24 protein-coding genes are annotated in these 23,851 nt (G+C 55.5%); 9 read left to right on the top strand and 15 right to left on the bottom strand.

Going from position 1 to position 23,851, the window contains the following annotated elements:
- Positions 1-93: 93 nt before the first annotated feature.
- From AC0V6L_RS01170 to AC0V6L_RS01160, 3 genes are read left to right on the top strand one after another with little or no spacing between them, the layout of a single operon-like run.
- On the top strand, positions 94-1,074 hold the full coding sequence (locus AC0V6L_RS01170) for a phytanoyl-CoA dioxygenase family protein (protein WP_486147299.1): 981 nt from the start codon (positions 94-96) through the stop codon (positions 1,072-1,074).
- Complete coding sequence (locus AC0V6L_RS01165; protein WP_486152357.1) at positions 1,071-1,805, top strand: glutathione S-transferase family protein; 735 nt, start codon at positions 1,071-1,073, stop codon at positions 1,803-1,805. The genes AC0V6L_RS01170 and AC0V6L_RS01165 overlap by 4 nt, the downstream gene beginning before the upstream one ends.
- Positions 1,802-2,491 carry a glutathione S-transferase family protein gene (locus AC0V6L_RS01160; protein WP_486152355.1) on the top strand — a complete coding sequence of 230 codons (690 nt, stop codon included), beginning with the start codon at positions 1,802-1,804 and terminating at the stop codon, positions 2,489-2,491. Before AC0V6L_RS01165 ends, AC0V6L_RS01160 begins: the two co-directional genes overlap by 4 nt.
- Here the strand turns inward: AC0V6L_RS01160 and AC0V6L_RS01155 are convergent, their stop codons facing one another.
- The 8 genes from AC0V6L_RS01155 to AC0V6L_RS01120 all read right to left on the bottom strand — a co-directional run bounded on the left by AC0V6L_RS01155 (position 2,492) and on the right by AC0V6L_RS01120 (position 9,878).
- Positions 2,492-3,436, bottom strand: a complete 945-nt coding sequence (locus AC0V6L_RS01155) for a serine hydrolase domain-containing protein (protein ID WP_486152353.1) — start codon at positions 3,434-3,436, stop codon at positions 2,492-2,494.
- Between the two features lie 257 nt (positions 3,437-3,693).
- Complete coding sequence (locus AC0V6L_RS01150) at positions 3,694-4,437, bottom strand: alpha/beta hydrolase (RefSeq protein WP_486155031.1); 744 nt, start codon at positions 4,435-4,437, stop codon at positions 3,694-3,696.
- On the bottom strand, positions 4,353-4,571 hold the full coding sequence (locus AC0V6L_RS01145; protein ID WP_486152351.1) for a hypothetical protein: 219 nt from the start codon (positions 4,569-4,571) through the stop codon (positions 4,353-4,355). The genes AC0V6L_RS01150 and AC0V6L_RS01145 overlap by 85 nt, the downstream gene beginning before the upstream one ends.
- An 89-nt stretch (positions 4,572-4,660) precedes the next feature.
- Positions 4,661-5,662 (bottom strand): ornithine cyclodeaminase family protein, encoded by a 1,002-nt coding sequence (locus AC0V6L_RS01140; RefSeq protein WP_486152349.1) that lies wholly within the window; start codon positions 5,660-5,662, stop codon positions 4,661-4,663.
- A 1-nt stretch (position 5,663) separates the two neighbouring features.
- The gene (locus AC0V6L_RS01135) at positions 5,664-6,188 is read right to left on the bottom strand and encodes a cupin domain-containing protein (protein WP_486147287.1); all 525 of its coding nucleotides are present in this window, start codon (positions 6,186-6,188) and stop codon (positions 5,664-5,666) included.
- A gap of 18 nt (positions 6,189-6,206) precedes the next feature.
- On the bottom strand, positions 6,207-7,034 hold the full coding sequence (locus AC0V6L_RS01130; protein WP_486152347.1) for an alpha/beta fold hydrolase: 828 nt from the start codon (positions 7,032-7,034) through the stop codon (positions 6,207-6,209).
- A gap of 8 nt (positions 7,035-7,042) precedes the next feature.
- Positions 7,043-8,539, bottom strand: a complete 1,497-nt coding sequence (locus AC0V6L_RS01125) for an aldehyde dehydrogenase family protein (RefSeq protein ID WP_486152345.1) — start codon at positions 8,537-8,539, stop codon at positions 7,043-7,045.
- Positions 8,526-9,878 carry a spinster family MFS transporter gene (locus AC0V6L_RS01120; protein ID WP_486152343.1) on the bottom strand — a complete coding sequence of 451 codons (1,353 nt, stop codon included), beginning with the start codon at positions 9,876-9,878 and terminating at the stop codon, positions 8,526-8,528. The genes AC0V6L_RS01125 and AC0V6L_RS01120 overlap by 14 nt, the downstream gene beginning before the upstream one ends.
- Positions 9,879-10,013: 135 nt before the next feature.
- On the opposite strand from AC0V6L_RS01120, the gene AC0V6L_RS01115 reads away from it, so the two are divergent.
- Together AC0V6L_RS01115 and AC0V6L_RS01110 are read left to right on the top strand one after the other, a co-directional pair.
- Positions 10,014-11,582: an FAD-binding oxidoreductase gene (locus tag AC0V6L_RS01115; RefSeq protein WP_486152341.1), complete on the top strand. Its 1,569-nt coding sequence runs from the start codon at positions 10,014-10,016 to the stop codon at positions 11,580-11,582.
- Positions 11,579-12,739 (top strand): FAD-dependent monooxygenase, encoded by a 1,161-nt coding sequence (locus tag AC0V6L_RS01110; RefSeq protein ID WP_486152339.1) that lies wholly within the window; start codon positions 11,579-11,581, stop codon positions 12,737-12,739. Before AC0V6L_RS01115 ends, AC0V6L_RS01110 begins: the two co-directional genes overlap by 4 nt.
- Before the next feature lie 7 nt (positions 12,740-12,746).
- Here the strand turns inward: AC0V6L_RS01110 and AC0V6L_RS01105 are convergent, their stop codons facing one another.
- Both AC0V6L_RS01105 and AC0V6L_RS01100 read right to left on the bottom strand, forming a co-directional pair.
- Positions 12,747-13,841, bottom strand: coding sequence for a class I SAM-dependent methyltransferase (locus AC0V6L_RS01105; protein ID WP_486152337.1), 1,095 nt, complete (start codon positions 13,839-13,841; stop codon positions 12,747-12,749).
- Between the two features lie 5 nt (positions 13,842-13,846).
- Positions 13,847-14,209, bottom strand: a complete 363-nt coding sequence (locus AC0V6L_RS01100) for a hypothetical protein (protein ID WP_486152335.1) — start codon at positions 14,207-14,209, stop codon at positions 13,847-13,849.
- A 110-nt stretch (positions 14,210-14,319) separates the two neighbouring features.
- Between AC0V6L_RS01100 and AC0V6L_RS01095 the strand changes: the two genes are divergently transcribed.
- Genes AC0V6L_RS01095 through AC0V6L_RS01080 form a run of 4 tightly spaced genes read left to right on the top strand, consistent with a single transcriptional unit; the run spans position 14,320 to position 17,745 of the window.
- The gene (locus AC0V6L_RS01095) at positions 14,320-15,288 is read left to right on the top strand and encodes an isocitrate lyase/PEP mutase family protein (protein WP_486155030.1); all 969 of its coding nucleotides are present in this window, start codon (positions 14,320-14,322) and stop codon (positions 15,286-15,288) included.
- A gap of 7 nt (positions 15,289-15,295) precedes the next feature.
- Entirely contained in the window at positions 15,296-15,679 is a 384-nt protein-coding gene (locus tag AC0V6L_RS01090) for an alcohol dehydrogenase catalytic domain-containing protein (RefSeq protein WP_486152333.1), read from the top strand.
- Positions 15,676-16,338: a zinc-binding dehydrogenase gene (locus tag AC0V6L_RS01085; protein ID WP_486152331.1), complete on the top strand. Its 663-nt coding sequence runs from the start codon at positions 15,676-15,678 to the stop codon at positions 16,336-16,338. The genes AC0V6L_RS01090 and AC0V6L_RS01085 overlap by 4 nt, the downstream gene beginning before the upstream one ends.
- Positions 16,339-16,341: 3 nt before the next feature.
- A complete protein-coding gene (locus AC0V6L_RS01080) occupies positions 16,342-17,745 on the top strand; it encodes an FAD-dependent oxidoreductase (RefSeq protein ID WP_486152329.1) in 1,404 nt (467 codons plus the stop codon).
- Positions 17,746-17,763: 18 nt separating this feature from the next.
- On the opposite strand, the gene AC0V6L_RS01075 is transcribed toward AC0V6L_RS01080, so the two are convergent.
- The 5 genes from AC0V6L_RS01075 to AC0V6L_RS01055 all read right to left on the bottom strand — a co-directional run bounded on the left by AC0V6L_RS01075 (position 17,764) and on the right by AC0V6L_RS01055 (position 23,834).
- Positions 17,764-18,555, bottom strand: a complete 792-nt coding sequence (locus AC0V6L_RS01075; RefSeq protein ID WP_486147263.1) for an IclR family transcriptional regulator domain-containing protein — start codon at positions 18,553-18,555, stop codon at positions 17,764-17,766.
- A gap of 120 nt (positions 18,556-18,675) precedes the next feature.
- Positions 18,676-19,905 (bottom strand): methylaspartate ammonia-lyase, encoded by a 1,230-nt coding sequence (locus AC0V6L_RS01070; RefSeq protein ID WP_486152327.1) that lies wholly within the window; start codon positions 19,903-19,905, stop codon positions 18,676-18,678.
- Complete coding sequence (locus AC0V6L_RS01065) at positions 19,889-20,011, bottom strand: hypothetical protein (protein WP_486152325.1); 123 nt, start codon at positions 20,009-20,011, stop codon at positions 19,889-19,891. Before AC0V6L_RS01065 ends, AC0V6L_RS01070 begins: the two co-directional genes overlap by 17 nt.
- Positions 20,012-20,542, bottom strand: coding sequence for a PepSY domain-containing protein (locus AC0V6L_RS01060; protein WP_486152323.1), 531 nt, complete (start codon positions 20,540-20,542; stop codon positions 20,012-20,014).
- A 19-nt stretch (positions 20,543-20,561) separates the two neighbouring features.
- Positions 20,562-23,834, bottom strand: a complete 3,273-nt coding sequence (locus AC0V6L_RS01055; protein ID WP_486152321.1) for a WD40/YVTN/BNR-like repeat-containing protein — start codon at positions 23,832-23,834, stop codon at positions 20,562-20,564.
- Positions 23,835-23,851: the final 17 nt, after the last annotated feature.

Below are 23,851 nucleotides of genomic sequence, written 5' to 3'. Positions count from 1 at the left end.
CATCTGGGTTATCCGTCCGGTGGTTAGAATTGGCGCGCGCTCTTCTAGGAGGTGCTGCACGTTCTAGATTTCAAGGAACACAGGAGAATATTGATGCCGCTCAATACATCGCCACTTCGCGAGATCACGCAAGACGATATTGACACATACAATCGCGACGGTGCGGTGTGCATCCGCAAGGTGCTCAACCAGGAATGGGTTGATGTTCTACTGCGCGAGGCGCGCGAGGTCATCGTCGAGAAAAAGGACGTGGGTCTGCTCCCCACAATTCCTGGCCGATATATGGCGCGCTGTCTGCCAGATTATCGCAAGCTGATGTTTGAAGGTCCAGTAGCTGAGGCGGCGGGCAAGGTTCTCCAATCAAAAGAAATCCGGTTCTTCTTCGATGAATTCTTTGCCAAGCCGCCGCAATCGGATGCGGCGACTTTGTGGCATTGTGACCGGATGGCTTTTCCTGTTGAGGGTAAGATGGTCCCATCGCTTTGGATCCCGTTGACCCCAATTGTTGAGGAAAACTGCCTTGAGGTGCTTGCTGGCACTCAAAACGACGACGTGCCCTATTGGCTGTTTAGTCCCAATGCGCGCAAAATGATCAAACCTGATGACCGAGTGCCGCATCCCGAGATCGAAAGCCGGCGAGGCGAAGAAGGGCTGAGATTTTTAAAGTGGCAAATGGATCCTGGAGACATGCTGATTGTGCATCCTTGGGTGCTGCATTACTCGGCTGGCAATCCGACAAATGATTGGCGTGTTGCTATCTCAGAACGCGTGTTCGGTGATGATATACGTTGGGCTCCGCGCCCTGATTGCCTTAACATTGCGGGCGTCAGTTTTGACGAAATGCTTGACGGCGAAAAGCCCGAAGGTGACCTGTTCCCCTTACTGTGGTCCGAAGACGGTCGCAGGGACGATGACAGCCGCTATCCGCGCGGTTTCGCAACTCGCTGGCCGAAACGCGAAATGGGCGGGGTCAACGAATACGACACATTCAAGAAGATGAAACAGAAAGAGGACGCAGGGGAATTGTCTGCGAAAGCCCAATCACCCGATCACAAAAAGGTGGGCGCTCATTGAAACTTTTTTATTCACCCTTTCACACCTTCATCCATAAGGTCCTTGTTACAGCGCACGAATGCGGATTGTGGGATGACATTGATTTTGTGGCGACGTTCCCGTTCAAGAACCTGGATGGAGAGGATCAGGGTGAGGCCTATTCGATTGCGGCAATCAACCCGCTGAGCAAGGTGCCAACGCTCGCTACTAAGTCCGGGCAGGTCATCTTTGGCAGTCAAGCGGTGTGTGAATATCTCGATGCCAATTCCAAAGCGGCAAAGATGTACCCAGAACCTGGGCCCGCTCGGTGGGATGCCATTACGCGGCTCGCCATGGCCGATACGGTTTTTGAAGGCACTGTCCAAATGGTCGCAGAGCAATGGCAGGAGCCCGGTCAATGGAACATGTTTGTGTTTGAGCGAATGTGGCCAAAGTTTATCCGCGTACTCGATTGGATGGAGAGCGAAGCTACAAAGGGCTGGGGGCATTTCGATATTGGCCACGCAGCCATGCTGCACGCGATCAGCTATCTCGGTTTTCGGGCAGAATTCTATGAGGCCAAGGATCCACTTTATCCCAACTTTGATTGGCGCGAAGGCAGACCCGCTTTGGCGGAATGGTATGATGAAGCTGTTCAGCGACCTTCGGTTACTTCGCATTACAATGTTGATTTTACCGGCGATGTCTCGGCAGGGCGGTTGCAAATGGCTGTTGCCGAAGTGCTGGAAACCCAAAAGGCTAACGGGAAATGATTGACTTTTATTTCTGGCCCACGCCCAATGGGCACAAGATTTCCATTGCGCTGGAAGAGTTCGGCCTCGATTACACAGTCAAGCCAATCAACATACTCCAAGGCGAGCAGCATAAAGACGAGTTTATCGCGATCAGCCCGAACAATCGCGTACCCGCCATTGTCGATCATGATGGGCCTGATGGAAAATCTCATACCGTGTTCGAAAGCGGGGCCATTTTACTGTATCTGGCCGAAAAGACAGGAAGGTTTTGGTCCGATAGTCCGCTGGAACAATCGCTCATTCGCCAATGGCTATTCTTTCAATGCGCCAATATTGGACCGATGTTTGGCCAGTGCGGACATTTCCGCGGTTATGCTGATGAGAAGGTGCCCTATGCGATCGCGCGCTATTCCGGGGAAGTGCAGCGGCTTTACGGGTTAGTAGATCGCCACTTGGCTATACATGATTGGATGACACCCGGCATGGAGTTCGGCATTGTGGACATGGCGACTTATCCTTGGATGGACACTCGCCAGCAGCAATTGCACGGAGTTGATATCGCGAATTTTCCGCATGTCGCTGCATGGGTCGACAAGGTGGAGGCTCGTTCCGGCGTTCAGCGGGGAATGGCGGTCCTTGAAAGTGATATGAAGGTCGGCAATCCGTCAGAAGAAACGAAAAAGGCCTTTTTCAACCGGCGTTGATCACTCTGCGGCGCGGGTCAGTAAGTTGGGAATGACTGAGTCGTCATACTGAAGGTTCACTTCACCAAAGCGAGCAACCACCAAATCCTTGGATGGGATGATATACACACGCTGACCGCCAAAGCCGTCAAAGTAAATTAGGCCTTTATCCTCAAATGGTTCCGAATGAGGGATCTTGATCGGATTGCCAGCGCTGTATGCGCGTTTTGGGGTGTGCTTGCGACCTAGCCAAACATGAAAGCCATATTGCGGGTTGGCTATGGATGGAGCCGACATCTCCTCGATCCATTCAGCGGGCACGATCTGAGTGCCTCCAACCTCACCGCCATTGCGAATTAACTCGCCAATTCGCGCATAGTCAGGAAGGCTGGCATGCAGCCCTGCATACCCACGCGCTTTTCCTGTCTGGTCAACCCAAACTTGAGCCACGCCGTTACCAAGTGGGCACCACAATTCGTTTTGAAGAAACGATAGCACTCCGCCTTTGCCCGCTTTGGCCAATTCGCGATCCAATACTATCGTAAGTACTTTGGTGATTGCATTGTTGTAGGCGAATTCAAGGTCAGGAGCGGCCACTCGCTCCAATTGCAAGGCCTCTGTTGCAATATCGGGAGCAAGAAGGATTTTCGTGAAGTCGGATTGACCAAGCCCAGCCGACATCGTCATAAGCTGCCTAAGGGTAATATCGCCGCGCTTATCGTCATTCCATTCCTCGATGTAGTCGCCAACACGGTCATCGACAGAGGCAATCACACCATCATCAATTGCAATGCCATACAAAAGCGCAATCACCGATTTCATCATCGAGGCAGATGCGCTTGGAGTGTTGCTTCTCACACCTTCAGCGAAGCTGCCATGCAATAGCATTCCACCGCGCAAAACGATAAATCCAAGACCATCGTGCTTATCGGAATAATCCTGTGCTGCCAGAATAGCTTCAGCCATTGGTAAACTTGGCTCTGCTCGCGTGATCGGTTCTGACTGGCACGAAGTTAGCTTGTATGTAGGGCGGTATCGCTCAACATCCAAAACGCTAGTGCTTTGCGGGAGGTCAGCAATTGTCGTCGGATTGTCGAGATCCGAATACAGGGAGTCGATGGATGATGGCGTGGTAAGCTGAGCCGTGGCGCTGGGTTCTGCGCACCCTGCAAACATAGCTGAAGCGACAACTAGGATCGTTGAGTAGCGACCAAAACGCGGCGTCATTCTGAATTATCCTTATGTGATTCCCCGGACAATGCGGGACCGAGCGTGCAAGGCTTCTCTACGCCTGAATTTCTTTGCGCAAACCGAAGCGAGCGAGCAAGCGCTCGGTTGAAAAGGGCGGCACTGTCGGCAGTGGGTTCATCTTTTAATCGCCCGAAGATACCTCCGAAATAGTGATCGATACCAGAGCCGACCCACAATTGCGCGGTGCCCTTGGGGGCGTAGTCGAAGCTGGCTTTGTGCATCTCCCAATTGTCGATAAACCCCGGCAGAACATCGTTAGTGCCCGTGATTGTGAGTGAGGGGACGGCCATGCTTGCCCAAGTTTGCTCATCCAGCCTGCCAGGGATCAAACCCGGCGGAGACCATGCGATCGCACCTGCGACATTCGTAGCGCGCAAATTGTCACGCACCGAGCCGCCGCCAATCGGCTGCGCGCCGCCCGCAAATTGGGCCATAAGCGCGCCAAAGCTATGCCCCATAGCGATCGCTTTATCCTCTGACGTTGTAATGCCCTGCTCATTCATCGTTTCGCGCACGCTTTCGGGCACGTCCAATGCGAGGCGCATATCTGTATTGCGCGTGGCCCATTGGGAAGCGGGTGAAGGGGGCTGAGCCAGATCCATATCTTCGCTGTCGATATGCATCGGTGCAATCACGACAAATCCGCTCGCAGCAAGCGGGCCGAGCATTGCAGCATAGCGATCAGGCGCTGCAAATGCTCCATGCGAAAATGCGATGACGGGGTATTCTCCGGGCGCAGCAGGAAAAACAGGCTGATCGGGATTTCGCGGTTGTCCGCGGCAATTGTCAGCTCAGAAGTTCGATATTCTTGAGACAGGTGGTCACTGCACTGGGCAGTGATTGCCTGCATCCGCGTGCTGTTCGTTGGGTTAGTACATGCGCAGGCCAAGGGCAGCAAACAAAGAGCGGTTGTCCGCATTATCCCGCGCGCGCGAAAAATCACTCCAGCAAGTCCACACTGGAGCCCGCTCCTGCTGCTTCGGCGGATTGCCATACTGCGTATGCTGCGGCCAAATCTTGCGCGGCTACACCGAGCGATTTGTACATTGTTATTTGCTCTTCGCTGGTTCGGCCCGGTATTTTACCGTCAGCCACTTCTCCGATTTCTCCGGCGATGTGGGATTGCGTTACAGTTCCATTTTCGATTGCATTTAGCAACTCACCTGCGGCTGCCATGGCTGCGGGGCGATAGTCGACCACAAATCGCGCGCGAGATACAGCAAGGCAATCCACTTCTGCGCTTGTAGGAATTGCCGCGCCAACAAGGTTAATGTGTTGTCCCGGCTGCAAGTCGGCTCCGTGCAGAATTGGCTGTTTGGCCGAAGTGGTCGTGCAGATGATGTCGGCCTTGGCCACTGCCTGTGTTGGAGACGCATGCGATTGCACTGGAAGACCAACCCGCGCTGCAACTGCTTCTGCAAATTTGCGGGCGCGTTCTGGGTCTCTGCCCCACACATCAATCTGCGCAATGGGGCGCACAGCCATCATCGCATCAACATGGCGAGCCGCCTGTTCGCCATTGCCGAGGATCGCGAGGCGCGTTGCATCCTCGCGCGCCATCAGCTGCGTTGCCAAAGCGCTCGCGGCTGACGTTCGGATCGCGGTCAGCGATGATCCTTCAATCATTGCCAAAGGCACACCTTTTACGCTGTCAAACAGCAGCACCATGCCGACATGCGTGCCCAAGGGATCATCCTGAGGCCGCTCATATTTGCACACCAGCTTGATCCCGAAGGATGCGTCCGCCGCTTCACCAGCGGTGCCCAATGATCCGGGCATGATCGCCATCTTACCCGCTGCGCCGGGCACTGGCATAAACTGACGGATGGGCAGAGTAACATCGCCTTTGCTCACCGCGATCATCGCATCGCGCATAACGTCGACGCATGCGCTTACTGGCAAAAGCTTCTCAACGGCCGATTGGGGGACAATTCGCATCATTCTAACCTGCGCTGCGCGGCGGGAGGAATTTCATTTTTGTCATCACGTCCGCCACATCGTCAGGTCTGTCGAACGGTTCTGGCATGGGATCGCCCGGCGTTCGGTCTTTGCCGATGGCGTAGAACCAGTCCTCCAGGCCTGGCGGGAAGAACACCCAGAACATTTTCATGTCGGTGTCGCCTGTGTTCTTTATCCAGTGCGTGCAGTTGCGTGCAAACAGGATGGTAGTGCCGGGCCCAAATTCGGTTTCTTCGCCGTCAATATCGACCACGCCCGTGCCTTCATAGACGAAGACAAGCTCATGATTTTGCTTATGTCCATGTTCGCGCACCATCCCGCCGGGCGGCATCACCTGAATGCCGCTAGACCAGGTGTCATAGGGCATATTGTCAGCTGTCAGGTTCACATTGACATAGCCGCGCGAGGGCATGGGTTGCCACAGGCTACGCCCTTCATCGGGCCCCACGATCACAGATCGACCTTTTGTGATGTGGCCTACTGGCGGGTGAACCGGGTCTGATGCCATGGCATTATGCCCTTCTTATCAAGCGGTTAGAAATTCAAGGACGCGCGGATTATAATCAACGCTCGCCGCGATGGGGCAAAAATGGCCGCCGCGTTCAAGCAGATGTGTCTCGGCGCCTTCTATCAATTCGCCCATTTCCTGAGTGAAACCGGGCGGTGTTATGGAATCGTCCATTGCTCCGATACAAAAGGTGGGAGTGGCGATCTCATGAAGGCGGCTTCTCAAATCGTGCGTGTAAACCGCATTGATGCGGCTAAGTTCAACTTCGAGCCCTGGAAATGCCGCCACCCGTTCTTCCATAAATTTGCGAGCGCCTTTGGCCGGATCGGCCATTTGCGGTTGCAGAACGCTGGGCGGCATCGCGAGGTATGTGCCTGTCGTGAGGTAAGCCAGCGGACCGCAACTGATAAGGATTTCACGGCGGGTTCGAAACAGTTCGGTTAGATAGGTATCAGGCCCGGCCCAGCTGCATGATAAGACCAGTTTTTTAAGACGTTCAGGCGCGCCAAGCGCGATATGCTGCCCAATCGCACCGCCGGTGGAATGGCCGACCAGATACGCGCTTTCAATGCCCATCGCATCCATCATGCCAAGCACATCGGTGGCCATGTGTTCAGCGCCGTAGACAACCTTGTCAGGCGTTGAATTGCCGCAACCGCGATGATCGAATGTGATCACGCGGAAATGTTTGGCAAAGTGCTGGACCTGATTGGCCCAAAATGCTCCGCGCCCGCCAAGGCCTGCCACCAATAGCAAATCCGGCCCGCTGCCCGTTGTCTCAACGTGAATTTCCGCATCACCAACATCGATGCGTTGCACGTCGGTAGAGATTGTTTCGTCAGTCATAGCGCTGCTCATAATGTGGTGAAGACCGATTTGGTCTGGAGATACAATTCAAGCCCATCGCGGCCATTTTCGCGGCCGACACCTGATTGCTTGTATCCGCCCAATGGCACGTCCCAATCTGCGCCGGATGCGTTGTTGATACCGATAATGCCTGCGCGAATGCGGCGCGCCATGCGGTGCGCGGTGGCGACATCGCCCGTCCAAACAGACCCGGCAAGACCAAAGTCGCTGTCATTGGCGAGCGCGATGGCTTCATCTTCGGTTTTGAACGTTTGGGTAACCAGGACGGGGCCAAAAATCTCTTCGCGCACCACGCGCATGTCGTTTGTGGTGTTGGCAATGACCGTGGGTTCGATGAAGAAACCGCTATTGCCGTGACGTTTTCCGCCGCTGGCAATCTCTGCTCCTTCAGATGCGCCGAGTTCGATGTAGTCCTGAACCTTGTCGAATTGTTTCTCCGACACGATTGGGCCGATCATGGTCTCCTCATCAAGACCCGCGCCCAGTTTTAGGGATTTTCCAACCTCGGCAACGCCGGCAATGACTTCATCCTTGATGTCCTCGTGGACATACAGGCGCGATGCAGCGGTGCAGGTTTGACCGGTGTTCCAAAAGATACTCATCGCAGAGGCGAGAATGGCTTTTTCCAGATCGGCATCAGGCATGATGATATTGGGCGATTTGCCGCCCAGTTCCAAACTGACTTTCTTGAGCCCTTCTGCCGCTGCATGGGCGATAACTTTGCCCGTCACGGTTGATCCGGTGAAAGCGATCTTGTCGATCCCCTTGTGATGGATCAATGCATTACCAGCGGTTGCGCCGTATCCGGTGACGATGTTCAGCACGCCTTCTGGCAAACCGGCTTCGAGGAAGAGCTCGCCCAAACGCAAAGCGGTGAGCGAGGTGTCCTCGGCAGGCTTCAGAACCGCAGTGCAGCCCGCGGCCAGGCATGGGCCCAGTTTCATCGCTGCCATGACAATCGGATAGTTCCACGGAACCACCAGTGCAGCGACGCCAACAGGCTCTTTGAGAGTGTAGACGTGGTGATCGCCGGGCATATTGATATTGTGGGTCGTGCCGGTGATTTTGTCCGCCCAGCCGGCATAATATCGGATGGCGCCAATCGCTGCAAAAACCTCGCCGCGTGCAGAATTGATCGGTTTACCCGTGTCGAGCGTTTCAAGCTGGGCAAGTTCTTCGTGATGCCCGGCCATAATGTCTGCAAGCGCGTGGATCATCGCGGCCCGCTCACCTGGCTTCATTGTGGGCCAGGGCCCTTCGTCAAATGCCTTGCGTGCAGCCATGACGGCCCGGTCAACGTCTGCTTCGCTGGCATCCGCGATTGCGCTCAATTGTGTGCCATCAGAAGGATTGATGACGCCAATCGGTGCGTCGCTGCTGGCATCTGTCCAGCCGCCGCCGATCAGGATGCGTTTGTCCTTGGCGATAAAAGAGGTGGTTTCAGGGATAAGGTCGATCAAAGCCATGGTGTCAGGTTTCTCCATTGGATTGGGATTGGACCATCGCGCGGTAAGGGCGAATGGCGAAAGTGATTAGAACAGCGCCCACCGCGATGGTGAGCGGCACGGCAATGGCGAGAGACAAATTGATTGCCTTTTCGTCGCCGAAAACACGGTCTGTCAGATATCCGATGAACAAAGGGCCTGCAGAGTAACTGAGGAGATTGGCGATGAGCAAATACACCGCCATGATCTGCGCGCGCATCCGGTTGGGAGTGACCAATGGGAATGTCGCGACCCCTGCTCCAAACGGGATTGTGCCCAAAACGGTCACTACACCCAGCAGGGCAAGCGCGGCCAAAGGCGAAGAAACAAGCGGGAACGCGATTGCAAAGGGGAAAGCCAACAGGGCGGCAAACAGGGGCAGGCGCAAGGTCGCATCTGTGACCCCTCGGGCAAGCAGCGCCTCAGCCGCAAATCCGCCCGCGATGACGCCAAATGGCCCTGCCACCATCAGAACGGGTCCAAACATCTGCCCGACATCAAGCTGGGTCCAACCATGCACTCTGATAAAGTAACTCGGAGCCCAAGCGCCCAGCCCATATTGCGCGGCGGCGAAGCACGAAAAGCCCACAAACAGGGGCAAAAAAACGTTCCAATGCTTGAAAACGAAACTCAGAATTTCAAGCGGTGGCGGGGCATTTTCTTGCGATACGGCCTGCCCATTATCCTGGCGCTGCGGTTCGCGGATCAGCAGCATCAGGAAAAACAGCGGCACGCTTAGCAGCGACACACACATGAAAGTCAGCTGCCAAGGCTGGAATGTGCCGAAAAGCAGCGTGGTCGGCCCCATTTCAGCCAGCGTTGTGTAGAGATACCCCCCAAGGATCAGCGCAATGCCAGATCCCACAAAACCGCATCCTGTGAACACGCTGATAGGGCCGGGCAGTTTTTCCTTTGAGAAATAGTCACTGATGATCGAAAATCCCGCAGGCGATAAGGTCGCCTCTCCGACGCCAATAAACATGCGCGCAATGAAAAGAGCGACAAATACACCTGCAAGTCCGCTCGCAAATGTCGCCATGGACCAGCAGACCAGGCCGATCAAAATCACGTATTTCCGGTTGTGCCGGTCCGCCACCCAGGCGAGCGGGATGGCTAGTACTGCATAAAAAAGCGCAAATGAAATGCCCATCAAAAGGCCCATTTGCACGTCCGATACACCCAGATCCGCTTTAATAGGCTCTACCAGCAAGGTAATGATTTGCCGGTCGATATAGGCGACAATCCCGGCAAGGGAGAGAACTGCGACGACGAACCACGGCCGGCTTCCAATGCCGCGCGCATCCTGCGCCTGTACTTGAGCTGGGTACAGTGTTGCCATTGAGACCACCTAGCCAATCATCGATACAGGGCCACTGACCGCTCCGAGTGTGACCGTCTATTGGATAGCGTTTGAACCGCGCCTCGTTTCCCGGCCAGGATTTGCTGATAGGGTGCCTTTATGAAGCAAGCTCATATGCAACCTCCACCCGCCAATACTTCGTTTTTAGAACAGCTGTCCGCAAGTCTCGATTCCGATTGCGTGGTTTTGGACGAAGCTGAGCGGCGCTTTCAATCTCAGGATTTGTTCTTCCAAGGGGACTTGCCCCTTGCTGTAATACGCCCGCGTGAAACGGCAGATGTGGCCGCGCTCGTAAAGCTCTGCGCGGCGCATGACATTGGCATTTATCCTCGCGGCGGAGGGATGTCATACACCGACGCTTTCCAGCCCAGGGGCAGCAATTCTATCGTGCTCGACACCATCTCGCTCGGCTGGATTGGCGAGGTTTCGGCGCAGCGCGATTACGTGACAGCAGGGGCGGGCTGCTCTTGGGCCGCGCTCGATGCGGCTTTGGCCAAGGTTGGCATGCGCGCGCGGTTCTGGGGACCGATGTCGGGCGCGATTGCGACGCTTGGCGGATCGCTCAGTCAGGGGTCGGTTACTTTCGGTTCCGGGCAAGCGGGCGCTTCGGCGAACACGGTCAAGAGCTTTGAGATCGTGACCGGAACTGGCGATATCATTCGCACCGGGTCTGATGGATCACACGCAACTGAGCCATTCAACCGGCATTTCGGCCCGGACCTCACGGGCATCTTTTGCAACGATGCGGGCGCTTTGGGGATCAAAACCGCGGTGACAGTCGAGATTGAGCCGCGTCCTGAATGCGTGACCGGGCTGTCATTCGCGTTTGACGATTTTACGGCCATGGCGGCGTTATTTGGCGAAGTATCCCGGCGCCGTTTAGCCAGCGAGTTTACCGCAATGGATGCCGATTTCGCGCGGCAGAATGCCGGTCCGCCCGATCTGATGAACGATTTGCGATCGCTTTGGAAAGTGGGCGTTTCAGCTGGCAATCCCCTGGCGGCGCTTGGCCGAATGGCGCGGGTCGCTTTGGGAGGGCGCGCCTTTATGGACAAGGCCCGCTACACCGCGCATTTCGTGATCGAAGGACGCGATGCCAAAGACATTGCAAGCCGGGTCAAAGCGCTGCGCAGCTATGCAAGACGCGGCAGTGAAATCGTCAACACCATCCCGCTTATGATGCGCGCTGACCCTTTTCCGCGTCTGCCAGTCACACACCCTGATGGGCGCCGCATGGTGCCTGTGCATGGCATTTTCTCGCCCGATGGAATGGACAGCTTTCACGCGGAATATCTCGAACTGAAACAAAGATATGCGGCTCAGATGGCGGACTGCGGAATGACGATAGCGGAGTTTTTTGCAGGGATCGCAGGTGCGGGGTTTCTGTACGAGCCTGTGTTTTACTGGCCCGATACCCGGTACGAATATCACGCGCGGATGACGCCCGATTACATGCCTGATCTGCCTGAATTTCCTGAGAACCTGCCAGGCCGTGATCTTGCAAACACAATGATTGCCGACATCACCGCGTTGATGCGCAAACACGGGGCGACGCATTTCCAACTCGGCCGAATGTATCCTTACGCCGAGACGAAGGAGCCGGCGGCATTGGCATTTATCAAGGGGCTTAAGCAGCAGCTTGATCCCCAAGGCATCCTCAATCCGGGAGCTCTGGGTCTATGAGCACAATTGCAATTGTGGGCGGCGGAATTGGCGGGCTTGTCGCCGGGATCGCTCTTAAAAAAGCGGGACAGCAGGTCCGCATTTATGAACGTGCGCCTGCTTATGGCGAAGTTGGTGCGGGCATTTCCATGTCGCCCAACGCAGTGCTTGGACTGCGATCACTAGGTCTGGGACAATGGCTGGAAGATACAGCGAACGAGCCGCTTGAACAGCAATTGTGCCACGGGGGAACAGGCGAATTGCTGCAAGCGATAGACCGGCGGCAAACTCGCGAGCGGTATCATGCACCTTATCTCCAATTGCACCGCGCTGATTTGCTCAAGGCGCTGATTGACGCATTTGGTGCAAGCGATTGCCAAATGGGGGCAGACCTTACTGCCATCGAAAGCGGTGATGACGCAGCGACGCTGACTTTCAGCGATGGCTCCACTGCCCATGCTGATGCCGTGATCGCGGCCGATGGTTTGCGATCGGTCGTGCGCGATGCCTTGTTTGAGACAGGCGATCCGCAATTTAGCGGGCACATTGCTTATCGCGGTTTGATCCCTGCTGAAAAAGTCACATCGCGGGCCGTTGAGCCGGTCAATATCAATCACCTTAACGAAGGCCGCAACCTTGTGAGTTATCCTGTGCGCAGGGGTGAATTGGTCAATGTCGTGGCTCTGTCTAAAGCGGATGGCTGGGCCGAAGAAGGCTGGGCGGTCAAAGCCGACAAGGCGGAATTGACAAAGAAATATTCCGGGTTTCCTGATTATGTTCAGGAATTAATTGATAAAATTCCGGAAGATGAGCTTTTCTGTTGGGGCCTTTTCATTCGTGAACCTTTGGAAAACTGGCGCAAGGGCCGCACGGTTCTGTTGGGCGATGCTGCGCATCCGATGCTGCCTTATATGGGGCAGGGAGCGAGCTGCGCGATTGAAGATGGCGTGATTTTGGGGCGCGCCTTTGCACATTGTAATGATGTGGACACAGCGCTGGATTGCTATGTCGCAACCCGGATCGAACGCGCCAGCCTGCTTCAGCGCGAGAGCAATCTGGGCGGTGAACGCTTGCAAGCGATCAAGCCTGATATGTTCAAGGATACGCCGATCAAGGACGAAGATGCGCTTGGCATCTTCGCCTATGATCCGGCAACAACTCCTTTATTGGGAGTGTAGCCCGAAATTAAGCTGGCTTGCGCGCGATCAGCGATTGCAGGAAGGGATTAGCAAGCGCAGGCCCAGGTTCAACGACAAAGCCAGCCGCTTCGATTATCCCTTTGAAATCAGATGCCACAAACGCCGGCGAATACGGCTCGCAATTGTCGCGGCTGTCATTGTCGATCATGAAGCGGTGGCCATCGCTGACTTTCATCGCATCATTGTTGTTCGGGAATTCATAGATCGAAAAGACCCCGCCAGGGCGAAGCACTCGGAATGTTTCGGCGATGATTTCCTTCATCTTTTTGACCGGCACTTCGTGGAATAGAATATACGACAAGACCATATCAAACTGGCCATCCGCAAATCCGCTATCCTCAGCCAAGGCCTGTTTGAAATGCACGTCCTTGCCGCGATTGGTCGCTCGCATATGGGCGTATTTGATGAGCGGCAGACCGACATCAAGACCCCAGATCTCAGCATCGGGATAGAGGTCTTTCAGCACCGTTGTGGCTTGTCCGATTGAGCACCCGATATCGAGCACATTGGCTATTTTGCCATCAGCAGGTTTGGTGGCTTTTTCGGCAAGCTCGATATGAAGCTCATCCTGATCGTTAAAGCCTTCGTAGAAAATCTTGGTTCCGTAGTGGAAGACCGGGCCGCCGATAGGATCGTCGGTGTATCCTCCCGGCTGACAATGAATTTCGCAGCGCGTGTATTTGGGCGGCTCAAAGTCCGGATCATAATGGATATTGCCCGGATTGGCTTTTTCGGCCGCTTCCATTTCTTCGAGCAATTGGTCCCCTTTGCGCAGCAGGCTCTTGCGCGTGCCGCGCCACATCATTTCCTGCTGGGATCGGACAAAGCGCTGCCATGTTGGTGTGAATGGCACTTTGGCAAACACTTGCTTTACCTGATCCAGCGGAATGTCAGAACCATCGTCCGGCCGGGCAACTTCGCCTGCCTTGACCGCGCGCTCCAATTCCGCCTCACCATTGGCGGCCATAACGGGAAAGCCGCGTTGAATCGCGAATTTGCGGAACGAGGTTACGAACTCAAGATAGCTTTCATCCGCCAGTTTCGTGGGACGGGGAAGGATGCCGATTGTACCGCGATCCATGGTGTTCACTCCTGATTACCACCGGCAGGCTGTTCAGCTGCTGCCTGGCCAATATTGTGCGTAGGACGGCGCAAGAATGCTCCGAAAACCTGATCGACAAAAGCATCGCGCTCGCTCGCTCGGCGCTCGATCTCAGCTTGGTCGGGCATGTGCGCTTCGATCTCATCCGAAACTGAAATGCCCTTTTTCTCGAGGATTTGTTCAAGAACAAGCACACGGTCGTGATGCGACCAGACGGCGGCTGACAGTTCCAGGATTGCGTCAAGGATGTTATCGAACACAACGTTCTCGAAATAAACCCGGCCGCGGCCTGTGATTTCCTCGCCCAGTTCCTTCGGTATGCTTTCATCCATCACTGTGTCTTCCAACTGTTCCAGCTCCTTGTCGCTTGATAGCATGAAGTTGGAGTTTGATAGGGGTTTAATCGACCCGGACCGTGTGGTTCATCCGCTTGTTGGATAGCCGCTTCGACCAGACAATGCAGGGGCGAAAGCCGATTGTAAGTGATGTGACCATGCCAAATTCTGATGTCCCAGCACAAAGTTTGAAAGCGCAGCTTGCGCAATCATCGGTCATAACCGCCCCAGGCATTTATGATCACATGAGCCTCTTGATGGCCAAGAAGGCGGGTTTCAAAGCATTCTATGCCTCCGGTTACTGGAATGCGGCATCTGCATTGGGCGAACCGGATGTCGGCATTGCTGGCATGTCCGATTTTTTAGCCATCTTTGCGCGGTTTGCGGCCAAAGCAAATGCTCCGATAATCGCCGATGCGGATACCGGATTTGGCAGTCTCACCAATCTTGATCGCGCAGTACGGGCGTATCAGCGCGCTGGCATCGCAGCGATACAGATCGAAGACCAGGCTTTCCCCAAAATTTGCGGTCATGTGGGAAAAGCTTCCAGCGTTCCGGCCGCCGAAATGGAGCAGCGCGTGCGTGTGGCCGTGGATGCACGCGCCGATGGCGATATGCTCGTTATCGCGCGCACGGATGCACGGCGAACCGAGGGGCTGGAGGCCGCCATTGACCGGTTGCACGCATACAGTGCCGCTGGCGCTGATATTCTTTTCCTGGAAGGCCCTCAGAATGAAGAGGAAATCGCGGTCGCAGCGAGCGCACTTGATAAACCGTTATTGCTGAACGCAGCGCATGGCGGTGTGACGCCAATCCTGTCGCCGCAGCGTTATGAAGAATTGGGTGCCAAGCTGGTCATTTACCCCGCAGGAGCCCCCTTAGCGCGGCGCATGCGGCGCAGAATTTTTACGAGGCGCTTGCCAATGGCGATCCCAACACCGACCATAGGGCAATGTTTGATTTCACCGAAATGTCCCGGCTACTCGGCATGGACGACGTCGTTGAATTTCAAGCTCGCCATCGAGCTGCGTAATGCCGCGCAAGGTTCTAGCTGCGATATCAAGAGGCAGGGGCGCGCCTCCCGTTATTGAGCCGCTTATGCTCGATGATCCTGCACCTGATGAATTGGTGATTGAGGTCAAGGCAGCAGGCATTTGCCACACTGATATCGGCATTGCCCAGTGGTCGGCCAATCCGCGCGTTTTTGGTCATGAAGGCGCTGGTATCGTCGTGGAAATAGGCAGCGAGGTTACCGATTTTGCCATCGGCGACCGCGTAGCTGCCACTTTCGGCTTTTGCGGAGAATGCTCCGTTTGCGGATCAGGCAGGCCAGCCTATTGCGTCGATGGTATTGCGCTCAATATCGAAGGTTCACGCGCTGCGGGCAGGCCGAGCTACACCAGACCTGATGGAGCGCCCCTATCCGAGCCTGTCGGCGGCGCTTTTTTCAGCAAAGCTGCTTTGCCACCCATGCAATCGTGACCGCGCGCAACATTGTCAAAATCCCTGATACGATGAGTTTTGTTCAAGCCGCGCCATTTGGATGCGGGGTGCAAACGGGCGCTGGCGCTGTGTTCAACCAATTGGGCTTGAAGGCAGGCTTTCCCCTGGCAGTCATCGGTTGCGGCGCGGTGGGGTTGTCGGCGATAATGGCGGGGCGCATTGTGGGGTGCGATCCCATCATTGTTTTCGATCTTGTAGAGGAAAGATGTGACATTGCCCGTCAAATGGGTGCGGATTATACTTTTACTGGCGACATCGCAGCCTCAATCCGATCTGTAGTTCCCGAAGGGGTCGCAGCTGTGCTCGATACGGCGGGCGCTCAGGCGACGTTCGAACAATCGCTGCACAGCTTGCGGCCCGGCGGATCTTTGGGTGTTCTGACCATTCCTGGCGAGTTTGAAGATCCCGTGCCTCACCCCGGTGGTTTGCCATTCATGACAACCAATATCATCGGCATAATCGAAGGCGACAGCGTGCCCGAGACTTTTCTGCCATACCTGTTCGAACTGTTCGAAAGCGGAAAATTGCCGATTGATGAACTGATCGAAACATTTGCGTTCGAAGACATCGCCGATGCGTTCGAGGCGATGAAGAATAACCGTGTCATCAAGCCTGTGCTTACATTTGGAGCAAGCTGAACAATGGATGCGATTGCAGTTGTAAAGACCGATGCGGTCGATACGATAATGGACATTCCCGTCATTGTCGTTGGAGGAGGAGGCACTGGCTTGTGCGCTGCACTGGCCGTGCGCGATGCGGGGGTTGATGTGCTGGTGGTCGAACAAGATCGCCAGCCGCTTGGCACCACGTCTATGTCGACCGGGCTGATCCCGGCTTGCGGCAGCGCCATTCAAAAGAGCGCAGGTGTTGAAGACAGCGTAGATCTGTTTGCAGGGGATATCGCCGCCAAAACCAACGGGCTGATAGATAAGGTGATGGTGCGCAATATCGTCTCAGAATCGGCGGCAACAATCGACTGGCTGTCGGAAAAACACGGCCTTGATCTAAGCCTTGTCGATGGCTTTACCTATCCCGGCCATTCGGTGCGCCGTATGCATGGAATGCCTAGCCGGTCAGGGGGTGAATTGATGGGCGCATTGTATGCCGCATGCGAAAGTGCAGGTGTCGACTTTTTCACCGAAAGCACTGTGAACCGCCTGTTTGTAAACCAGGAAGAGCAAGTTATCGCAGTAGGGTGCACCAGGCCCGATGGCTCTGAGGACGTGATCGGCTGCGGCGCTTTGATCCTTGCCTGCTGCGGATTTGCCGGCAATCAGGCCATGGTATCTGAGCTAATTCCCGAACTTGAGCATGCGACCTTTCACGGTCACCCCGGCAATAAAGGCCATGCGATTGAATGGGGCCGGGCCCTTGGCGCTGCGATGGCAGATATCGCTTCATACCAAGGTCATGCCGGCCTTGCGGCTGGATATGGCATTCCGATCCTTTGGCCTTTAATCGTTGAGGGCGGCGTGCAAGTGAACCGCGCAGGAAAGCGGTTCTCCAACGAAGCGGCAGGATATTCCGAACAGGCTGTCGAAGTCCTAAAACAAGACGGCCATGTCGCGTGGAGCATCTATGATGAGCGCCGCCATAAGGTGATGGAGCAGTTTGACGATTACCAGCAGGCGATGTCAGCTGGCTGTTTGAAAGTGGCAGATGACATTGGCGATCTTGCCGCTCAGACAGGGATAGACCCCGACGGGCTTCAAGCCACAATCGAGGACACTTGGATGCATGTGGATAGCAGCGAGCCTGATGAATTTGGGCGGAGTTTCGCGGGGAAAGTGAAGCTTTCGGCACCTTTTTACGCCGTGAAAGTCACCGGGGCCCTGTTTCACACTCAAGGCGGATTGGAAGTGGATGAAAATGCCCGCGTCCTTCGCACCGATCGCAAACCGTTTCCCAATCTCTATGCGGGCGGAGGGGCTGCACGCGGCATATCGGGGCCGGGCGCGGATGGGTATCTGGCAGGCAATGGACTTATGACGGCCACGACTTTGGGGCGATTGGCCGGCACGCATTCAGCCAGCATTGCGGGGTGACTGCAATTGCCGTTCGCTTCAGGCGAATTGCTTTATGCCAAGGCCTTGACTGATTTTCTCGGCGGTTTCCTGCATCATTGGCAGAAATTCGCCAGCAGCTTCATTGGGTTTGATCGCAGAAGCAAAATAAATGAGCGCCATCGAACCCACCAATTTGCGATCCTGATCGAACATTGGGACGGCCAATGAAGAGGTTTTACCCGGTTCAAAATTATGCTGATTGCGCGCTTGTAAGGCGTATCCCGCTTCTTTGATTTTTCCCAGCGCCACGCCGTCGGACAAAAGCAAAAGGCCGGTTTGCGCCGCTTCGCTGTCGGTTGCCTCGAACGCGTCTTTAATCATCTCGCGTTCCGTTTCTTCACAATTTGCAAGATACGCTTTTCCGGTCGCGCATTCGGAGATTGGAAGCGTAAAGCCGGGATAATAATTCGTGAAAGTGAGCGAGGTCATTTTGTGAGTGGATTCGCGCACCATCATGCGCGTTCCAACCCGCGTGGCGAGCGAGATCGGCCAGCCGACTTTCTGGCACAATTCTTCCATATGCGGACGCGCTTGAGCGGCGAGCTCATCTTCCTGCTGGAAGCCTGTCGCCAGCGACTGGACAAGCGATGTGACGCGGTATTTCTTGCGCCCCACTTCGCGTTCGATCAAACCTTCATGCATCAAGGTTTGAACAACCCTGCATGCAGTCGCATAAGGCACATCAGCGCTGCGCGAAATGCCCATCAATGTAATCGGTCCATCGCGGCTTACCGCTGATAGCACGGCGAAACCCCGGCTGATGGCCCGAACTGGTACGCCTCTTTCCATATCTACCTCATCTGTCCGATGTTTGGGTACGGGTTTTGAGCGTAGCGCACAAGTTTTATGACAGTTTTGTGTGTCCAATTTTTCGGACGGTGATGCAAGGTTGCCGCGCTTTTGAGGCGGTCATCCAAGGCGTTTGATTGTCGCTAAAGCACGGCTTTGTTCATTGCCGACAATGCAGATTGCCTCATCAACGCCCATACCGGGCTTCGCGAGCATCATATCCGCCTGCATCGCCAGCGCGACATGCACACATGCTCTTGCAGAAAGATCGGTTTCCGCACTGGTTCCGCCGCAATATGCTCCAATGCCTGTTTTCTTGGCGTATTGAATTGCATGGGCTGTATCCAGCACGCTGCCAACGTCCGGGGTCTTAATCTGGACGATATGCGCAGCTTTCGCGTCGCAGAAATCGCGAATATCGCGCAAAGTGTTGCAGTGTTCGTCTGCCACGATTTTTGCTGACGTGCCCAGCTTTTCCATTTCGGCGACTATCTCGGCAAACTTGTCGATTTGTTTTTGCCTGTCGCCGTAATCAACCGGACTTTCGATTTGCAGATCAAAGCCGGAAACGCGGTCCGCGCATCGCGCGATAAACTGCGCGACTTCGGCCGGCTCATCGCTGAAACCAAGGCCAACCCAGCCATACAGATCAAAATGGAGCGCCGGGCGATAGTCACTGCCGCCCAGCTGGTCTGCGCGGTGTGCGACCCATTCGGCATATTCGACAAAGGTTGCGCCATTGGGGCCGAATTTTTCGGCTGAATTGATGAGCCCATGCGGGAGAATATCGACCTTCTTCAACACCATCTTGTCGACATTTAATCGCCGATCATCACCGCTTTGCGCGAAAATGGGGATGGGGGCGGCGGGCAGGGGGCGATCGAAGATATCGCAAACCACCTCAGCCATTGTGCATCGCTGCGCCAGAGCCGCCGCGCTCAATAAGGCCTGACTGACGCCGTATTTGATCGCAATCGGCAGGCTTTCGTTCCGGTCAAGAACCGCTTCGCAATTGGCCCTAGCGGTAGCTGGATCGCGGCCAATAAGGTGTGGGCTGATATCGGCCGCGACGATTTGTGCGATTTTCTCCGGATCGAACAGCGGATCACGCCCCGCTGCACCGGAATACTGGACACTGACCATATCGCCCCAGGCAACCGCGCCATCATCCAGCACCAACCCAATGCTCAGCGCAGTGGCAGGTTGTCTGACGTGGGTGAAGCCCGGCGTTACTGGCTTGCCCGTATAGTTGAAACCGTCTTGGCCTGCGCCGGCTCTGATGGCGGCCTGATCGTCATAAAAGAACGACCCCATCGCAGGGGCAAGGATCAGATCAGTGATTTGCGGCATTGGGCAATTCCAGTGGTGCGGTGATGGGTTCGCTCGCCGCGCTGCCGCCTTTCTCACCCGTAAGTGATCGCAAAGCTGCGTTTATCCGGCAGGTGATGAGCGGCAATCAGCCTGCCCCTTTGCCGCGCTTCGCCTTTCTTGATTTCGCGATACGCGGCAGCAGGAACAAATAGACCCCGGTGCCCCACATAATCAGCAGCAAAACGCCCGTTGGAAGGAACACATAAAGCTTGATCTCATCGGAAAAGAACGAGCCATCATGGATCGCTTCAATCAGGTCAGAACGCCTGTATGCCACTTTCAAAACTTCAGCCGTGTGCGTGTCAACTTGCACTTCCCAGCCTGAATTTGCGCGCAATTTGGCAATGCCCCGGTCAACCCTCAGGTCGATGCGGTCAATGTCCGACCATGCCTGAATACCGGCTTCGGGGTGCTGGCGGGCGGCGTCGAGAATTTGCTCAAACGAAGCGGCGGGCAATTGCGCCTCGACAACTCCGCGAGTGGTGCTGGGCTGGATCCATTCGATCTCTTTTTTCAGCATCAGCATTATCCCTGCGCCAATCATTGCCAGCGCTGGAACCAGCACGGCAAGCGAGAGCCAGTAGTGAACCTGACGGAAAAGGCGCTGGGGTTTCATGATGACAAAAGGCGCAAGGTTACGGGATCTTGCTGCCCCGGACCCACGGCGCACCTGCGGCTTGCAAGTCGGCCTCGAAAGCCGGGATGGTCTGCTCTGTTAAAGTCATCAGCCGGGCGCGGACCTGGTCAAAATCTGACCTGGCATAGGCCAATTGGTCGCGGTGCGTCTGAGTGGGGCCATAGGTTGATCCGAACAATCCGGTCATGATTTTGCCCAATCGGCTGCGCACGGTTGGCTGAGTTCTTTCGTAAATCGCATTGCGCGCGGCATTGCCGTTCAGCAGTTCATCCAATGCTTCTACTTCGCTGCGGATAGTTTCCAGCCGATTGTCGAACGTGGTTGGATCGCCGCGTTGAACACGTGATGTCGCCACTGCCAGCAGATTAAGCTTTGTCTTTGCATCAGCCATGGTGCGCGCGGCGGCTGTGACCGACCGGTCAAACGCTGCGATCTGTGCCCAAAATTCATCGGCATCACTCTGCCGCGGCAACGCGCCGGAACGCAGGGGTTTCACCGTGAAAGGCTGCGGCCCAACAAGCTCAGTCGTCTGCCCGCGAACCCGCTTCGCCATCGACACAGTGTATTGGCCGGGCGAAACCAGAAAGCCCGACGGTTCATCACCGTCAGCCGGCGTAACGCTCGCCTCGCTCATATCGGAAAAGCGCAGGTTCCAATTGACGCGGTGAAAGCCTTTCTTGGCCGGTCCTTTGATCCGCCGCACCACATTGCCATCCGCATCACGCACCGTCAGCCAAATGGCAGGAGCAGTTTCCTGAATCTCCTCAGTGAGCGTTCCGAAATCCGGCAAAGGCGTATCTTGCCCAGCTTTCACGCGGGGTTTTTCGCGTTTTTGACGGTCCTCTTTCAGCGACGCAATGCTGTCAGCCAGATAGTAGGTAAAGTTTGCTCCAAAGGGCGGGTTGGGTGCGCGAAAATATCCATGGCCCTGGCTGCCGCCTGCCGAAAAGGCGAGCGGGTGCTGCTCGATATACCAAAGCGCATCGCGCCCGGGGAACAGCATGGCTTCGGAGTTTAGACTGCTTTGCGACAAAGTTCGCAGCGGTGAGATATCATCGACAATATAGAAACCCCGGCCAAAGCTGGCTGCGACAAGATCGTCCTCGCGTCTTTGAATGGTGACATCGCGGAAAGAAATGGTCGGCGCATCGCCAGACAGCTTCACCCATTTGCGGCCGCCATCAAGGCTGAAGAACAGCGCAAATTCCGTCGCGGCGAACAACAGGTTCGGGTTTTCGTGGTCCTGCACAACGCGCCAAACCAGATGGCGCGCAGGGATATTGCTTGCAATGCTGCGCCAAGTGCGCCCGCGATCCGTGCTTTTCAAAAGATACGGTTTGAAGTCGCCATATTTGTGATTGTCGAGCGCTGCATACACTGTGTTTTCGTCAAACAGATCGGCGCGAATGTCATTCACATAGGCGGTGGAGGGAACACCCGGCATCGAGCCGACCTCTACGCGCCGCCACGTTTCGCCGCCATTTTCGGTGATCTGGATCAGACCATCGTCAGTGCCGACATACAGCAGATCCTCGTTGAGCGGGCTTTCCCCGATATTGGCGATCGTGTTGTACTGGCTCATCGCATAGATATCCCAACCCGCATCCCAGCTTTGCTGGCGGCCTTGGACAGGCAGGCGCAGGCGGTTCTGATTGCGCGTCAGATCAGGCGAGATAGCCCGCCAGCTATCGCCGCGATCATCTGACCGCCAAAGCCGCTGCGAGGCATGATAAATGCGCGTCGGCTGGTGCTGGCTGACCAGAATGGGCGCATCCCAGTTGAACCGCGGGATATCATCGCCGGGGACCGGCTGCGGCTGGATATGAACCACTTCGCCCGTGATCCGGTCAACGCGGGCCAGATTGCCCTGCTGCCACTGCGCATACATGATATCAGGATTGCCCGGCTCGGTCGCGGATTGGTGTCCGTCTGCGAACAGAGTGATGAACCAGTCATCATTGCGAATGCCGTGGCGATTATCAGTGCGCGATGGTCCGCCTTGCGAGTTGTTGTCTTGCGTCCCGCCATAGACGAAATAGAACGGCTCGGCATCATCCACTGCAACCTTGTAAAACTGGGTGACGGGCAGATTGCTGATAAAGCGCCATGTCTTGGTATGGTCATAGCTTTCATAAAGCCCGCCATCAGAGCCGAACATAATATAATCAGGATCATCCGGGCGAAACGCGATGGCGTGATCGTCCACATGCTTTAATTCGTTGTTGAGGCCGGACCAGCTTTTGCCGCCATCATTCGATATCTGGCTGGTGTTGGAGACAAGATAGATGCGGTCGAAATAATGCGGGCTGGCGAAAAGCTCTTGATAGTAATGCGGTCCTGTGCCGCCGCTCACCTGATCAGACATTTTGGCCCAGCTTGATCCGCGATTGTCAGACCGGAAAACGCCGCCTTTGCGCCGGTCCAATTCAATGGCTGCGTAAACGACATCGGGCTGCATGGGGGAAATAGCCAACCCGATTTTGCCCATATTACCCTTGGGCAAACCTGTTTTCAGCTCATCCCAGGTTTCACCGCCATCCTCGCTGCGCCAAAGCCCGCTTTCCGGCCCGCCGCCCACATAGGCGGCAACGGTGCGCTGGCGTTGCCACATGGCGGCATAAAGGCGATCAGGATTGCGCGGATCGATAATCAGATCGCCTGCGCCCGTAAACTCGCCCGAGGAAAGGACGTTGGCCCAGGTTTCTCCGCCATCGGTGGATTTATAGACCCCGCGCTGGCCGCCCGGCGACCAAAGCGGCCCTTGTGCAGCGACCCAGATTGTGTCGGAATCCTCAGGATGGACAATGATTTTGCCAATCCGCTCAGATGTTTCGAGGCCTTTCTTCGTCCAAGTTTTGCCGCCATCTTCGGACAGATACAGCCCATCGCCATAGCCAAGGTGCCGACCGCCATTGTTCTCGCCTGTGCCAACCCAGATGCGGCTGGGATCGCTGGGGTCAAGGCCGAGTGAACCGATCGAATACGAACCTTGACCATCGAACAGCGAGGTCCAAGTTGTGCCAGCATTTTCGGTTTTCCAAACGCCGCCAGATCCCACCGCGACATACCAGGTCGCCGGGTCATCCTGCACAATCGCGATATCTGCAATCCGGCCTGACATGAACGCAGGACCGATGCTGCGCAATTTGAACGCTTCGAATGTTTTTTCAGAAAGGGCTGGCTGCTCATCACCGCTTTCGCTTTGCGCCAAAGCAGGATTGGCAAGTCCGAGCGCCAGAAAAAGACCAACGAAAAATTTGACCAGGTTCATTCAATAGCCCCTTAAAA

This window comes from Erythrobacter sp. JB1-15 (assembly GCF_057365035.1).
This window is presented reverse-complemented; position numbering and strand designations above follow the sequence as displayed.

Bases quoted from the DNA above. Each gene is read 5' to 3' on its own strand.
- AC0V6L_RS01055 (WP_486152321.1), bottom strand. From the start codon at position 23,834: ATGAACCTGGTCAAATTTTTCGTTGGTCTTTTTCTGGCGCTCGGACTT.
- AC0V6L_RS01125 (WP_486152345.1), bottom strand. From the start codon at position 8,539: ATGGAGAAACCTGACACCATGGCTTTGATCGACCTTATCCCTGAAACC.
- AC0V6L_RS01145 (WP_486152351.1), bottom strand. From the start codon at position 4,571: ATGCAGGCAATCACTGCCCAGTGCAGTGACCACCTGTCTCAAGAATAT.
- AC0V6L_RS01060 (WP_486152323.1), bottom strand. From the start codon at position 20,542: ATGAAACCCCAGCGCCTTTTCCGTCAGGTTCACTACTGGCTCTCGCTT.
- AC0V6L_RS01140 (WP_486152349.1), bottom strand. From the start codon at position 5,662: ATGATGCGAATTGTCCCCCAATCGGCCGTTGAGAAGCTTTTGCCAGTA.
- AC0V6L_RS01115 (WP_486152341.1), top strand. From the start codon at position 10,014: ATGCAACCTCCACCCGCCAATACTTCGTTTTTAGAACAGCTGTCCGCA.
- AC0V6L_RS01090 (WP_486152333.1), top strand. From the start codon at position 15,296: ATGCTCGATGATCCTGCACCTGATGAATTGGTGATTGAGGTCAAGGCA.
- AC0V6L_RS01155 (WP_486152353.1), bottom strand. From the start codon at position 3,436: ATGGCTGAAGCTATTCTGGCAGCACAGGATTATTCCGATAAGCACGAT.
- AC0V6L_RS01095 (WP_486155030.1), top strand. From the start codon at position 14,320: ATGCAGGGGCGAAAGCCGATTGTAAGTGATGTGACCATGCCAAATTCT.
- AC0V6L_RS01080 (WP_486152329.1), top strand. From the start codon at position 16,342: ATGGATGCGATTGCAGTTGTAAAGACCGATGCGGTCGATACGATAATG.
- AC0V6L_RS01070 (WP_486152327.1), bottom strand. From the start codon at position 19,905: ATGCCGCAAATCACTGATCTGATCCTTGCCCCTGCGATGGGGTCGTTC.
- AC0V6L_RS01110 (WP_486152339.1), top strand. From the start codon at position 11,579: ATGAGCACAATTGCAATTGTGGGCGGCGGAATTGGCGGGCTTGTCGCC.
- AC0V6L_RS01160 (WP_486152355.1), top strand. From the start codon at position 1,802: ATGATTGACTTTTATTTCTGGCCCACGCCCAATGGGCACAAGATTTCC.
- AC0V6L_RS01105 (WP_486152337.1), bottom strand. From the start codon at position 13,841: ATGGATCGCGGTACAATCGGCATCCTTCCCCGTCCCACGAAACTGGCG.
- AC0V6L_RS01120 (WP_486152343.1), bottom strand. From the start codon at position 9,878: ATGGCAACACTGTACCCAGCTCAAGTACAGGCGCAGGATGCGCGCGGC.
- AC0V6L_RS01135 (WP_486147287.1), bottom strand. From the start codon at position 6,188: ATGGCATCAGACCCGGTTCACCCGCCAGTAGGCCACATCACAAAAGGT.
- AC0V6L_RS01170 (WP_486147299.1), top strand. From the start codon at position 94: ATGCCGCTCAATACATCGCCACTTCGCGAGATCACGCAAGACGATATT.
- AC0V6L_RS01075 (WP_486147263.1), bottom strand. From the start codon at position 18,555: ATGGAAAGAGGCGTACCAGTTCGGGCCATCAGCCGGGGTTTCGCCGTG.
- AC0V6L_RS01130 (WP_486152347.1), bottom strand. From the start codon at position 7,034: ATGACTGACGAAACAATCTCTACCGACGTGCAACGCATCGATGTTGGT.